Raw genomic sequence first — 13,131 nt, 5'->3', positions numbered from 1 at the left:
GTCTGGGGGTGGAGTCGGATTTCTTCGCGCTCGGCGGCGACAGCATCGTGTCGATGACCCTCGTGCGCCGCGCGGCGAAGCGAGGAATCACCTTCACGGCCCGGGATGTCTTCGAACACCGCACGATCGGTGCGCTCGCAGCGCACGCCGTCGTCGACACCGACGCGGCGGAACCGGATTCCGCCCACGCCGACGCAGCCCGAACCGAAGCCGATCAGGATCCTGTCGACGTGGCTCCGTGGCCGCTGGTGCACCGCGCGCGGCGGTCCGGTGTCGATCCGTCGAGTCTCGTTCTCACCGAGTCGGTTCCGGTCCCGGATGGGCTCGACCCGGACACCGTGGCGCAGCGACTCGCGGCCGTCGTCGAGGCGACACCGGCGCTACGCGTGCGCGTCACCCCGAAGAGCCGCCTGCGGTGGAAGGTCGAGGTGTGCCCGCCCGGGGCGGCGCCCGCACCCGGCCGGCTCGACTCCGTGTCCGTCGCGGACGCTCTCGACGTGACGGAGGCGCGCACCGTCGCCTTCGCGCTGCGCGACGGTGAGTTGATCCTCGCGGCACACGGGCTGTGCCTCGATCGGTGGTCTCTTCACGAGCTCGCCGTCGCCGTGGCTGCCGGTACCGAGCCGTTCGCCTCGACAGCGGGTGTGGTCGAGGTGGGGGCGCGCCTCGACGAGTCGGCGCGCAGCGACGACGCCGACACTCACGCCCGCGAGTACGCCGACACCGTCGCGCAGTTCCCGTCACGCGACGACGGCTCTGCCGCCGTGCCGGAGCGCACCCAGCACTGGGAGCGAACACTGACGGACGTGCCGGTCGAGCCCGGCGCGGTGCGCGACGTCGTCGTACACGCGTTGTCGGAGGCCGTCCACCCCGGCGCGATCGATGTCGAGGTCGACCTCCGGCCGCTCGCGGCAGGCGACGGGGCGGCGGGTGCGTGGACTGCGTCGGCGCCGGTCCCGGTCGCCGGTGACGCATGGTTTCCGCTCGTCGGGTTCGGCAACTCGACGGGCCGGAAACTGCTCGGCAAGATGCCGTCGGCGTCGGCGTTCGTGACCCGCGCGTACGGCGAACAGGTGGATGCGACGCGGCGTGAGGGCGTCGAGTCGCTGTATCCCGTGGTCGTGCGCTACACGGTGCCGGGCGGGGAGAGCGTGGGCAGGCGGAGCGTGCGGTTCGACGTGTTCGGCCCCGCGACACTCGACGGCGACGCGCTGCTCGACCGGGTCGCAGGCGAACTGGGCGCGCCGGTCGCCGTTCGCTGACACGGCGCGGTCGGACGGGCACAATCGGTGAGGTAGGCGCTCACCGAACGGAGGGCCCCGTCATGACGCGAACCGGCGAGGGCGTCGTCACACCACTGACTGCCGACGACGAGCTGGCAGTCGAGGTCGTCGCGCTCGTCCGCCGGTGGCTCGTGCAGGCCGCGGAGCTTCCGGTCGACCGGTCGGCCGCGCGCCTGTCGGACATGCTGCGCGATCCCGACGGGCTCGCGTTCACCGTCGCGTTCGTCGACGACGTCATCCGGCCCGAGGATCCCGCCGTCGCCGCGCGGGCGCTCGCGCGCCTCGGCGCCCAGCCGCCCGCATTCCTGCCACCGACACTGCGCACCGCGCTCCGCACCGGAGCGTTGGCGGGACGCGTCGCGCCCGCACTCGTCGTGCCCGTGGTGCGGCGGGTTCTGCGGGGGCTGGTCGGGCATCTCGTCGTCGACGCGACCGATGCACGGCTCGCGAAGTCGATCCGAGCGCTCACCCGCCGAGGCGACGCCGCCGCGCCGGTGCGCCTCAACGTGAACCTGCTGGGTGAGGCCGTACTCGGCGACGGCGAGGCGGCGCGTCGGCTCGACGGCACCGTCCGGCTGCTCGCCCGGCCCGATGTCGACTACGTGTCGATCAAGGTGTCCGCGACTGTCGCGCCGCACTCGCCGTGGGCGTTCGACGAGGCCGTCGAGGACGTCACCCGCCGTCTCGCACCGCTGTACGAGCTCGCGGCCGCGTCGGACCCGCCCAAGTTCGTCAACCTCGACATGGAGGAATACCACGACCTCGATCTGACCGTCGCGGTGTTCACCGCGCTGCTCGACCGGCCCGAGTTCGCCGGTCTCGGTGCCGGAATCGTGCTGCAGGCGTACCTTCCGGATTCGCTCGGCGCGCTGATGCGACTGCAGGAGTGGGCACGCGAGCGTCGGGCGCGCGGCGGCGCTCCGATCAAGGTGCGGCTCGTGAAGGGGGCGAACCTGCCGATGGAGCACGTCGAGGCCGCGGTCCGCGGCTGGCCCCTCGCCACGTGGAACACGAAGCAGGACACCGACACCCATTACAAACGCCTCCTCGACCGCGCAATCCGGCCGGAGCACGTCGACGCCGTCCGGGTGGGCGTCGCGGGCCACAATCTGTTCGACGTCGCTCTCGGACGCATCCTCGCCCGTCGTCGCGGCGTCGAGCATGCCGTCGACTTCGAGATGCTGCTCGGGATGGCGCAGAACCAGGCCGACGTCGTGCGGAGAGACGTGGGCGGCCTGTTGCTGTACACGCCGGTGGTGCATCCGGGCGAATTCGACGTCGCGATCTCGTATCTCGTGCGGCGGCTCGAAGAGGGCGCGAGTACCGACAACTACATGTCGGCTGCGTTCGATCTCGCACCGAGCGGCGGACCGGGCGACGACGTCCTGTTCGAGCGCGAACGCGATCGGTTCCTGTGTTCGCTGCGCGGACTCAACGGTGGCCCGGTGCCCGACAGTCATCGCGTCCAGGACCGCCGCGCCGAACTTCCGGTGCTTGCCGAACGGTTCGCCAACATCCCCGACACCGATCCGTCCACTCCGGGCAATCGTGCGTGGGCCGCGTCGGTACTCGCCGCGGCGCGCACGTCCGAACGCGGCGCGGATCTCGTCGAGTCGTCCACCCTCGACACGCGTGCCGATCTCGACACGCTGCTCGACGCGGCCCGGGCTACGGGCGCCGCATGGGCAGCGGTACCGAACCGGGAGCGGGCCGACGTACTTCGGCGGTGCTCGAGCGAATTGCAGCGCCGCCGTGGGGAGCTCGCCGAGGTCATGGCCGCCGAATGCGGCAAGACGCTCGACCAGTCCGACCCCGAGGTGTCGGAGGCTGCGGATTTCGCGTCGTACTACGCCGAGTGCGCCGATCGGCTCGGCGATGTCGACGGCGCCCGGCCGGTGCCGCGTGCGCTCACCGTCGTCACGCCGCCGTGGAACTTTCCCGTCGCGATACCCGCCGGCGGCGTGCTCGCCGCGCTCGCGGCGGGTTCCGCGGTGATCCTCAAACCCGCACCGCAGGCGAAGCGGTGCGGCTCGCTGGTCGCCGACGCCTTGTGGGCCGCGGGCGTGCCGCGCTCGGTGCTCACGCTGCTGCACGTCGACGAGGCGGGGCTCGGCCGGGCACTCGTGTCCGACCCCCGCGTCGACCAGGTGATCCTCACCGGGGCCTACGACACCGCGGCGACATTCCGCTCGCTGCGGCCCGATCTGCGCCTGCTCGCCGAAACCAGTGGCAAGAACGCGATCGTCGTCGCCCCGAGCGCCGACATGGATCTCGCGGTGCGCGACGTCGTTGCGTCGGCATTCGGTCACGCGGGCCAGAAGTGTTCGGCCGCATCGCTCGTCGTGCTGGTCGGCGAAGCGGCGCGCTCGCGGCGGTTCCGCGACCAGCTGGTCGACGCCACCGGTTCGCTGGTCGTCGGCCCGGCCACCGACCCGCGCAGCCGGATGGGACCGCTGATCGAACCCCCGTCGGGCACACTCGCAAGCGTCCTCCACCGTGAGCACTCGAGGAGTCCAGAGACTCGCACAGTGCTCACAGGGGCGAGGTGGCTGGTTCGGCCACGGCAGCTGAGTGACGACGGACGCCTGTGGTCGCCGGGAATCCTCGACGGCGTCCGGCCGGGTTCGGAGTTCCACCGCACCGAATACTTCGGCCCCGTGCTCGGCATCATGACGGCCGACGACCTGCCCGCCGCGGTCGATCTCGTGAACCAGGTCGAGTACGGGCTCACATCGGGCCTGCACACACTCGACGCGGCCGACATCGCGTACTGGGTCGAGCACGTGGAGGCGGGCAACCTGTATGTCAACCGGGGGATCACCGGTGCGATCGTGCGCCGCCAGCCGTTCGGGGGATGGAAGAAGTCGTCGGTCGGGCCGGGCGCCAAGGCCGGTGGGCCCCAGTACGTTCGTGCGCTGACCGGTTGGTCGAGCGCCCCGGCTCGGGCGCAGGTCGAGCCGGACGAGTTCACCCGCGACATCCTCGCCGCCGCGCCGGCCGACGGCCTCGACAGCGGCTTCCTCTCCCGTGCGCTCGCGAGCGACCAGGTCGCGTGGCGCCGCGAGTTCGGGGTCTGCCGCGACGTGTCCGCTCTCGACGTCGAGCGCAACGTCTTCCGCTACCTCCCGGTTCCCGTCACGGTCCGTGCGTGCACGGGTACGAGCGCCGCGTCGGTGCTGCGGGTCGTCGCCGCGGGCGTGCGCGCGGGCTCCCCCGTCACGGTGTCGGTCGCCGACCCGCTCCCGCGTGCAGTCGCCGACCTGCTGAGCGGCCACGCAGTGTCGGTCACGACCGAGGACGACGGTCGATGGCGCGCGCGGCTCCGCGCTGCCGACGGCGGCCGCGTGCGCGTGCTCGGCGGCGACCGACGCACCTTCGCCCACGACACCGGCGGCGACGTCGCCTTCGCGCTGTACGACGGCGAGGTCACCGAGGCAGGCGACATCGAAATGCTGCCGTTCCTGCGGGAGCAGGCAGTGAGCATGACGGCGCACAGATTCGGCACCCTCGACCGGCTCACCGAAGGGATCCTCGACACCTGACCGTGCGGCGCCCTCAGGGGCGCAGCCCGCGGAGGTATACGTCGACGAGCCAGCGTTCGTGCTCTTCGGCGCCCGGGAACTCGTCGGCGTCGAAGGGTGGTGCGTCCAGGTCGACGGGGAGCGGCCGGGTGATGCGTGCGAGGCCGAGCTGGAAGTGGACGGGCGTCACGTCGTCGCGCGCGAGTCCGCGTTGCTTCGCCAGGGCGAGCACCGAGTCGACGGCCGCGAGCATGTCTGCGCGCACGCGTCCCAACGTCTCGAGCTCGGTGCCGGCCGGCTGCGCGCCCGCAGCCTCGGCGATGAACACGCCGGGACGCAGCGCAGCGAGAGCGCGCACGCACGACTCCCACCACTCGATCGGGTGCGTGTCCGCGCGAGCGGCGTGCTCACTCGTGATGGCCACGATGCGGTCGCGGGCGTCGACGGCGAGCGCGTACAGCAGATCCTCACGGGTGGGGAAGTGCCGGTAGAGGGTCGCGATGCCCACTCCCGCTTCCTCCGCGATGGCGGTCAGCGACGCTCCTGCGCCCTGCGCCGCGATGAGCCGTCGTGCCGCCGCGACCACGGCCGCTCGGTTGGCTCGCGCGTCGGCTCGCACAGGTCCTCCTACAAGAACGTGGTTGAGGGCATCTAAACGGAGTATTACACTCCGAATGAAACGGAGCCAATCCCTCCACTCAGGAGTTTCCCGTGACCGATTCGACGTCCGACCCCACCACCGACCGTCCGTCGCCGACACCCGTACGGGACATGCGCAAGCTGGTCGGGATCGTCCTCGGCCTCACCGTGGCGCTGGGGCTGATGCTGCTGGCATTTGCGACGCCCGCGATCCACTCGGGGCCGCACGACGTGCCGCTCGCGGTGTCCGGGCCCGAGCCCGCGGTGGCGCGACTCACCACGATGCTGGACGAGCAGCGGCCGGGTGCATTCGTGGTGACCCCCTACGCGTATGCAGACGACGTGACCGCCGCGATCGAGAAGCGCGACGCGGTCGGTGGCGTGTCCGTCACGCCGGACGGCGTCACGGTGCAGACCGCCTCCGCTGCGGGCGCGCCCTACGCGACCCTGCTGCAGGGTGTCGGATCCGCGCTTGCAGCGCAGGGGCAGAACGTGACCTACGTCGACGTCGTTCCGCTCACCGCCGACGACCCGACCGGCGCCGGTCTGAGTGCCCTTGCACTGCCACTTGCATTCGGCGGACTGGCGTCGGCCGTCGGGCTCGTCACCGCCTTCCGGCACAGTCGCGGTCTGCGGGTGGCGGGGGCGATCGGCTTCGCGGTCGTCGCAGGCATCGCGGTGACCGCGGTCCTGCAGTTCTGGCTCGGCACCCTCGACGGCCCTTTCTGGTCCACTGCCGCCGCCTTCGCGCTCGGCATCGGTGCGATCTCGCTCGCGGTACTCGGGCTCGAATCATTGCTCGGCTACCCGGGACTCGGGCTCGGCGCCGTCGTCATGATGTTCGTCGCCAATCCGCTCTCCGGTATCGCGACCGGACCGGCGTGGCTTCCGCAGCCGTGGGGTGAGATCGGGCAGTTCCTCCCGATCGGTGCCGCCGGCACCGCCATCCGGTCCGCGGCGTTCTTCGACGGCGGCGCCGGACGTGCGGTGGTCGTGCTCGCGGTCTGGGCTGCGGCAGGTATCGCGCTGGTCGGTATCTCGGCGGTGCGTGCGTCGCGTCGTGCGACTGCTGGTCCGTCGTGATCCCGATCATCTACTACGCCCCGTAGAAGAGGCCGGTCGCGGCGGGTAGAGTGCGCGCCATGACGGCGACGACGGACGTGGCTGCGCGGGTGCGTGGCGCTTCGGTCGGTGCGCTGTCCGGCGCGGTCACAGTGGCCGCGCACGGCGCAGGCGGCGGAGCGGTTCCCTCGGACGGCCCGCTCGCACTCCTGGTCGCCGTGTGCGCCGGGGCGGGCATGGTCGCAGGCTCGTCGCGGTCGACCCTGCGGGCGTTGATGCTCGTACTCGCCGTCGCCCAACTCGTCGGCCACGCCGTCCTCACGTTCGCCGACACCCACCAGCACGGCTCCGGAATCGACGGCCGCATGATCGCGGCCCACACCGTCGCCGTCGCCGTCGGCGCGTGGGTGATCCGCGGAGCCGAGCGCGGTCTCCGCGTCGCGGCGTCCGCGGTTCGGCGCATCGTCCCGACGGTCTGGATCCTCGTCGCCGACGACGAGGCCGTCCCGGCTCCCGAACCCGTGCGCCGAGTGCGCTTTTCGACGCGTCTGCTCGACCTGTCCGGTCGTGGCACACGCGGACCACCGCTCGTGGCCTGACGCAGACACACCGCCGTGCGCGCCGTCGCGCGTGCCGGTGAGCTGCGTCCTCACTTCCCACTCACGCGGGCGCGATCGTCGAATGCCCGTGTGCCACATCGCCGACGCCCGGGCGACGCGCATCGCCGCGAGGCCGGGTCGTCGTGTGCCGACACGAAGCGAGTACCCACGTGCCCGTCACCGAGAACAGTGCCGTCGTCGACGGCTCCCCGCCGCGCGAGCGGCCACCCGTCCAGGCAGGCAGTCTCCGGCCGCTGATCCTGCGCCTGCACTTCTACGCCGGAGTCCTCGTCGCTCCGTTCATCGTGATCGCCACGATCAGCGGCGGCCTGTACGCGCTCGCGCCGAGCATCGAGCAGGTCGTCTACCGTGAGTATCTGCACGTCGACGCCACCGGACCCGCGGTTCCGGTCGCCGAACAGATCGCCGCGGCGCAGGCCGCCCGGCCCGACCTGACACTCGACGCCGTGCAGCCCGCCGGCGACCCCGGCGAGACGACCCGTGTCCTGTTCACCGATCCGGCACTCGGCGACTCCGAGCGTCGTGCCGTGTTCGTCGACCCGGTGCACGGCCGCGCGATCGGCGATCTCACCGTCTACGGATCGTCGAACGCGCTGCCGATGCGGACCTGGATCGGCCAGCTCCATCGCAGCCTGCACCTCGGCGAACCAGGACGGCTCTACAGCGAACTCGCCGCGTCGTGGCTGTGGGTCGTCGCGCTCGGCGGCCTCTACCTGTGGATCGAGCGATACCGCACGACGAAGCGCACGCGCCGTGCCCACCTGCTCACCGTAGACCGCACACGCGCCGGCCGGGACCGCACGGTGAGCCGGCACGGCGCGCTCGGTGCCTGGCTCGTCGCGGGGCTCCTGTTCCTGTCCGCCACCGGCCTGACCTGGTCGGCCCATGCCGGTGCGAATGTGACCGCGCTCAGGTCTGCGCTGAACTGGACCACACCCGCGGTGACCGCCACCGCCGCCGAGCACGCCGACCACGCGGGCAGTGAGACGCACCGCGATACGGTCGCACCCGACGTCACCCGCGTCGACGACGTCCTCGAGGTCGCGCGGGCACACGGCGTCGACGGCAAGGTCGAGGTGACTCTCCCCGCCGCGCACGGCGACGCGTTCGTCGTGCAGCAGACGCGGCAACCATGGGTGATGTCGAACAATGCGATCGCGATCGACAGCGGCGGCACGGTGACCGACACGTCCTGGTTCGCGGATTGGCCGCTCGCGGCGAAGCTTTCGGCGTGGGGAGTCCAGGCGCACATGGGCACGTTGTTCGGTCTGCCGAACCAGCTCGCGCTGGCCGCGCTCGCCGCTGCGCTCACGGCGGTGGTCGTGTGCGGCTACGTCATGTGGTGGCAACGACGAGGCGACCGCACGGTCGGTCGCGCACCTGCGCGGGGCGCGCTCCGCAGGATTCACCCCGCGACCGCCGTCGTCGTGCTCGTGCTCGCCGCCGCGGTCGGATGGTTCGTCCCGCTACTCGGGGCGAGCCTGCTCCTCTTCCTCGTCGTCGACCTCGCTGTCGCGACGGTACGGCGGCGCACTCACGGAAAGCAGATCTCATGAAAGCCCGTACTCGTCTCGTCTCGACGGCCGTCGCGTCGTTCGCCGCGCTCACCCTCGGCAGCTGTGCGCCGGATGCCTCTTCCGCACAGTCGGATTCGCTCGTGGTGCGTGAGCAGTGGGTCAAGGCCGCCGGATCCGGGGCCACTGCGGCGTTCGCCGAATTGCAGAACACCGGTGACGACGACGTCCGCATCGTCGGGGCGTCGTCGCCCGCCGCAGGCCACGTCGAACTGCACGAGGTGGCCGACGACGGCAGCGGCACCCCGGTCATGCGGGAGAAGGACGGAGGTTTCGTCGTGCCCGCGGGCGAAACCCACCTTCTCGCACCGGGGGCCGATCACGTGATGCTGATGGACGTCACGTCGGTCTCGAGCCCGGGGGTCGACGTCGAGCTCACTCTCGAGTTCGAGGACGGCTCGCGGGTCACATTCACCGCACAGGCCCGCGATTTCGCGGGCGCGCAGGAACACTACGCGCCCGCCGCGTCGACCCCGTCGCACGGTGGCTGACCAGCATGCCGGCCGCGTGAGCAGGCGGCACCTCCTACGCGGAGGTGCCGCCGTGCTGGGCGCTGCCGGAATCGGTGCGGTGGCGGGCCGTGCCTCCGATGCGGAGCCGCAGGTGCTCGGCAAGGACGTCGTGGGTTGGGGCGGTGCGCACCAGGCCGGCATCGAGACCGATCCGCCTCAGGCGCACGCCGCTTTCGTGGCGCTGGATCTGCTTCCCCACGTGGGTCGTCCGGAGTTGGCGGGGATCATGAAAGTCTGGACCGACGACATCGCGCGGCTCACCTCCGGCCGCCCGGCGCTCGGCGACACCGAGCCCGAACTCGCGGCGAGTCCCGCCCGGCTCACCGTCACGATCGGTTACGGGCCGGGTCTGTTCGCCGCGAGCGGCCTCGTGCACCGTGCTCCCACGTGGCTCGCGCCGCTGCCACCGTTCGGGATCGACCGACTCGATCCGGCGTTCACGGGCGGCGACCTGCTGTTGCAGGTGTGTGCCGACGACGCCGTTGCCGTCGCGCACGCGGTGCGGGTGCTGACGAAGAATGTGCGCTCGCTTGCCGCCGTCAGGTGGGCGCAACGTGGGTTCCGCAGTGCCCGTGGGACGCAGTCGCCCGGAACGACGATGCGTAACCTCATGGGGCAGCTGGACGGCACGGTCAACCCTGCGCCCGGCACGACCGACTTCGACGCGCTCGTGTGGGACGACGGTGCGGACCAGTCGTGGATGGCCGGTGGAACGTCGATGGTGTTGCGGCGCATACGTATCGAACTCGACACGTGGGACGAACTGGATCGCCCCGCGCGCGAAGTGGTGATGGGAAGGCGTCTCGATACGGGGGCGCCGCTCACCGGCGCAAGGGAATTCGACGAGGCCGACTTCGGCGCCGTCGACGGCTACGGCATACCCGTCATCTCGCCGACCGCGCACATCGCACGCGCCCACCACGCACACCCCGGGGAGCGAATCTTCCGTCGTGCCTACAACTACGACGATCCACCCCTGCCGGGCGAGACGTCGAACAGCGGACTGCTGTTCGCATCCTTCCAGCGCGACGTCACGGCCCAGTTCGTCCCCATCCAGCGCCGTCTCGACGAGATGGACGCACTCAACGAATGGACCACCCCGGTCGGATCGGCCGTGTTCGCGATCCCGCCGGGCACCGTCGACGGGTTCGTCGGTGAGGGGTTGCTGGGCTGACGGCCAACGGCGATCGCGCCGAATGGTACGTCGGACGCGTCCAAGCGCTGTTCGCTCGCATCCTCACCTTCCCGCTGCCCACCATCGCCGCGGTCAACGGTCACGCTTTCGGCGCCGGCGCCATGCTGGCCATCGCGCACGACTACCGCGTCATGCGTGAGGACCGCGGCTACTACTGCTTCCCCGAGGTCGACATCGACATCCCCTTCACCCCCGGAATGGCCGCGCTCATCCAAGCCAAGCTCAGCCCCCAGACTGCGGGTCACCGCGATGACCACCGGTCACCGCTTCAACGGACCCGATGCACTGGCTGCCGGACTCGTCGACGCCACCGCCACCGAAACCGAGGTGCTCGCCACCGCCGTCGCCCGGCTCACGCCCATCCTCGGCAAGAACCCCGGCACTCTCGCCGCCATCAAGAACACCATGTACAGCGCCGCCACGTCGGCCCTGCGCTGACACCGTGCGCACCGAGGAGGGCCGTCCCGGTGCCCGCGGCTGCGGGAGGGTCAGTTCGGTGGGCCCTCGGCCAAGGTCAGTCGTGCTGTACGGCTCGCGCCTGCCTCGTCGATCCAGCCCAGCGTCACGGCGTCGCCGGGCGCGAGAAGGTTGAGCCGGCTCCGCATCTCGTCCGAGGTGCGTACCGCGGCGCCGTCGAAGGTCGTCACGACATCGCCGATCCGCAGGCCTGCCCCGTCGGCTGGACTGTCGAAGGACACCCAACGCACCTCGGCGCCCCGTCGCGTGTCGCGCACCGTCACGCCGAGTACGGGAGTCGGCCCCACGTGCACGGTGTCGGTACTCACGCCCGCGTTCACCACGTCGAGCACCTCGAGGGCGTCTTCGACCGGCACCGCGTACGAACGTGGCGGTCCCTCTTGGGGTCTCGCGGGATCGGCCGCCGCATTGCCCGCGGTGTTGATGCCCACCACGGTGCCGTCCTCCGTCACGAGCGGACCACCCGAATCGCCGGGGCGGACCGGCGCGTCCACTTCGATCAGCCCGCCCAACCGGTTGACGGTGCCGTCGATGCTGCTGCGCGCCACGATGCGCTGATCGAGGTCGATCACCGTGCCGCGCACGGTGGCCGCCCTGCCGGTGCCCTCCGCATTGCCCACCGCGGTCACGGACTCGCCGCCCTGCAGCGCCGCGTCGGGTCCGAGCGAGAGCGTCGGCATGTTCTGCGCGTCGCGCAAGCGCACCACCGCGATGTCACGCGTGCGGTCGTAGCCGAGTACGTCGACTGGGTAACGCGCGCCCGTGCCCTGATGGGTTGCCGAGATCGTTCGTCCGCCGCTCACGACATGGTGATTCGTGAGCACGAGGCCGTCCGGGCTGAGGACCACACCGGTGCCCGCCGTCTGTGCCGACGGCGTCTGGGAGTCGATCATCACGATCCCGTCCTTGACCTGTGCTTCCAGCGTCGCCGGGTCGAGAACCGCAGGTGGGGCGCTCGCCGGGCTCGCCTCGGCGACCGCCGGGCCGCCGTCGGGTGCGGTGGTGTCGGCGAGCGGCGGGGCGGCGAGCAGCAGCGTGCCCGCCGTGACGACGAGCGCGAACAGCGCCGAGAAGCTGTAGGACCGCATGCGTGCGCCCCCGGTCAGTCCTGTTTCAGGGCACCCCAACCGTGCCAGGTCTCGATCTCGATCCACGCGGACACGCGCGGCCGGTCGCGTACCGCGTACGGCTTGCCCGTGTAGTGGACGGCGATGCGGTCGATGTCCGCCAGGTCGGTGTCGTCCACCAGTTCGGTGACGCGCCCCTGGACACTCAGATGGGTGATCCAGTTGTCGGGGTCGAGCGCAGTGAGGCTCACCCGCGGGTCGTGCCGGAGGTAGGCGAGCCGCCGTCGCGCCGCGTCCATGTTGACGAGGATCCGATTGCCTTCGTACATGTACCACGTGGCCACCGACACCGGCTGCCCGTCGGGGCGCACGGTCGTGATGGTCGCGTAGTTGGGGCGTTTCAGCATCTCGACGGCGTCGGGCGGCAGCGGCGGCTTCGGCACGGCGGCCCCTCCTTCCCGCACCGGTGGCGCCCGGACGAGCATCCGCACGCAGGCCCGACGCGATCGCTCTCGGCAGGTCTGTCCTCGGTGGTCACGCTACCGAGCGCGCGGGCTCCGCCGGGGTGGTTCGCGCAAACGCGCCGAACGTCACCCGCGGTGGTACACGGGCAACACGCCCGAGTGCAGGGCATCGCCCAAACGAGGTGCAGCCGAGTCCTTCTCGGACAGCTGGTAGTCGAGCGGCGATCCGTCGCGTGCACGGGTGGGCCAGTCGATGCCGAGCTCGGGATCGAACGGATGCACGCCGTGGTCGATCGACGGTGCGTACTCGATCGAGCACAGGTACATGACGGTCGAGCCGTCCTCGAGCGACAGGATCGCGTGCCCCAGCCCGGGCGAGAGGTACACGGCGCGGCGGTCGGCGTCGTCGATGAGCACCGAATCCCACGTGCCGTAGGTGGGCGACCCGACCCGCAGGTCGACGACGACATCGAGGAATGCGCCCTTGACGCAGGTCACGTACTTCGCCTGCCCCGGGGGAGTCTCGGTGAAGTGGATGCCGCGCAGCACGCCCGCCGCGGACACCGAACAGTTGGCCTGTTCGAGCGCGAGCTTGTGCCCGACGCGCGCCTCGAACTCGGTGCCCTTGAACCATTCGAGGAACACGCCGCGGTCGTCGCCGTGCTGGACGGGGGTGAACTCGAACGCACCCGCGATCGACAGTTCCCGGATGTGCAT

At 71.2% G+C, this 13,131-nt stretch carries 11 protein-coding genes and 1 pseudogene; 8 read left to right on the top strand and 4 right to left on the bottom strand.

Annotation, left to right across the window (positions count from 1 at the left end; translation table 11 throughout):
• Together HCA44_RS20785 and HCA44_RS12495 are read left to right on the top strand one after the other, a co-directional pair.
• Nucleotides 1–1,262, top strand: a 1,262-nt coding sequence (locus tag HCA44_RS20785; protein ID WP_240945470.1) for a phosphopantetheine-binding protein, incomplete at its 5' end; no start/stop codon positions are given.
• 62 nt (nt 1,263–1,324) lie between these two features.
• Nucleotides 1,325–4,825 carry a bifunctional proline dehydrogenase/L-glutamate gamma-semialdehyde dehydrogenase gene (locus HCA44_RS12495; protein WP_169648869.1) on the top strand — a complete coding sequence of 1,167 codons (3,501 nt, stop codon included), beginning with the start codon at nt 1,325–1,327 and terminating at the stop codon, nt 4,823–4,825.
• A 13-nt stretch (nt 4,826–4,838) separates the two neighbouring features.
• On the opposite strand, the gene HCA44_RS12490 is transcribed toward HCA44_RS12495, so the two are convergent.
• Nucleotides 4,839–5,423: a TetR/AcrR family transcriptional regulator gene (locus HCA44_RS12490; RefSeq protein ID WP_169648868.1), complete on the bottom strand. Its 585-nt coding sequence runs from the start codon at nt 5,421–5,423 to the stop codon at nt 4,839–4,841.
• A 92-nt stretch (nt 5,424–5,515) separates the two neighbouring features.
• Here HCA44_RS12490 and HCA44_RS12485 point away from each other — a divergent pair, with 92 nt between their 5' ends.
• The 6 genes and pseudogenes from HCA44_RS12485 to HCA44_RS12460 all read left to right on the top strand — a co-directional run.
• On the top strand, nt 5,516–6,526 hold the full coding sequence (locus tag HCA44_RS12485) for an ABC transporter permease (protein ID WP_346764696.1): 1,011 nt from the start codon (nt 5,516–5,518) through the stop codon (nt 6,524–6,526).
• Nucleotides 6,527–6,585: 59 nt separating this feature from the next.
• On the top strand, nt 6,586–7,104 hold the full coding sequence (locus HCA44_RS12480; protein WP_169648867.1) for a hypothetical protein: 519 nt from the start codon (nt 6,586–6,588) through the stop codon (nt 7,102–7,104).
• A 170-nt stretch (nt 7,105–7,274) separates the two neighbouring features.
• Nucleotides 7,275–8,681 carry a PepSY-associated TM helix domain-containing protein gene (locus HCA44_RS12475; protein ID WP_169648866.1) on the top strand — a complete coding sequence of 469 codons (1,407 nt, stop codon included), beginning with the start codon at nt 7,275–7,277 and terminating at the stop codon, nt 8,679–8,681.
• Nucleotides 8,678–9,190 (top strand): copper chaperone PCu(A)C, encoded by a 513-nt coding sequence (locus tag HCA44_RS12470; protein WP_169648865.1) that lies wholly within the window; start codon nt 8,678–8,680, stop codon nt 9,188–9,190. Before HCA44_RS12475 ends, HCA44_RS12470 begins: the two co-directional genes overlap by 4 nt.
• Nucleotides 9,183–10,385, top strand: a complete 1,203-nt coding sequence (locus tag HCA44_RS12465; RefSeq protein ID WP_169648864.1) for a Dyp-type peroxidase — start codon at nt 9,183–9,185, stop codon at nt 10,383–10,385. The genes HCA44_RS12470 and HCA44_RS12465 overlap by 8 nt, the downstream gene beginning before the upstream one ends.
• Before the next feature lie 2 nt (nt 10,386–10,387).
• Nucleotides 10,388–10,844: pseudogene (locus HCA44_RS12460) on the top strand (enoyl-CoA hydratase/isomerase family protein); the annotation flags it as partial.
• A gap of 50 nt (nt 10,845–10,894) precedes the next feature.
• Here the strand turns inward: HCA44_RS12460 and HCA44_RS12455 are convergent.
• The 3 genes from HCA44_RS12455 to rfbC form a co-directional block, all read right to left on the bottom strand.
• Entirely contained in the window at nt 10,895–11,971 is a 1,077-nt protein-coding gene (locus HCA44_RS12455) for a trypsin-like peptidase domain-containing protein (protein WP_169648863.1), read from the bottom strand.
• A gap of 14 nt (nt 11,972–11,985) precedes the next feature.
• Complete coding sequence (locus HCA44_RS12450; protein WP_169648862.1) at nt 11,986–12,393, bottom strand: PPOX class F420-dependent oxidoreductase; 408 nt, start codon at nt 12,391–12,393, stop codon at nt 11,986–11,988.
• 147 nt (nt 12,394–12,540) lie between these two features.
• Nucleotides 12,541–13,131, bottom strand: coding sequence for a dTDP-4-dehydrorhamnose 3,5-epimerase (gene rfbC, locus HCA44_RS12445; RefSeq protein WP_169648861.1), 591 nt, complete (start codon nt 13,129–13,131; stop codon nt 12,541–12,543).

The sequence above is a fragment of the Rhodococcus sp. HNM0569 genome, assembly GCF_012726205.1.
Classification (GTDB): Bacteria; Actinomycetota; Actinomycetes; order Mycobacteriales; family Mycobacteriaceae; genus Rhodococcus_F.
This window is presented reverse-complemented; position numbering and strand designations above follow the sequence as displayed.

What these genes read in the sequence shown, in the direction of transcription:
- HCA44_RS12470 (WP_169648865.1), top strand. Translation starts at nt 8,678, where the DNA reads ATGAAAGCCCGTACTCGTCTCGTCTCGACGGCCGTCGCGTCGTTCGCC.
- HCA44_RS12455 (WP_169648863.1), bottom strand. Translation starts at nt 11,971, where the DNA reads ATGCGGTCCTACAGCTTCTCGGCGCTGTTCGCGCTCGTCGTCACGGCG.
- HCA44_RS12480 (WP_169648867.1), top strand. Translation starts at nt 6,586, where the DNA reads ATGACGGCGACGACGGACGTGGCTGCGCGGGTGCGTGGCGCTTCGGTC.
- rfbC (WP_169648861.1), bottom strand. Translation starts at nt 13,131, where the DNA reads ATGCACATCCGGGAACTGTCGATCGCGGGTGCGTTCGAGTTCACCCCC.
- HCA44_RS12495 (WP_169648869.1), top strand. Translation starts at nt 1,325, where the DNA reads ATGACGCGAACCGGCGAGGGCGTCGTCACACCACTGACTGCCGACGAC.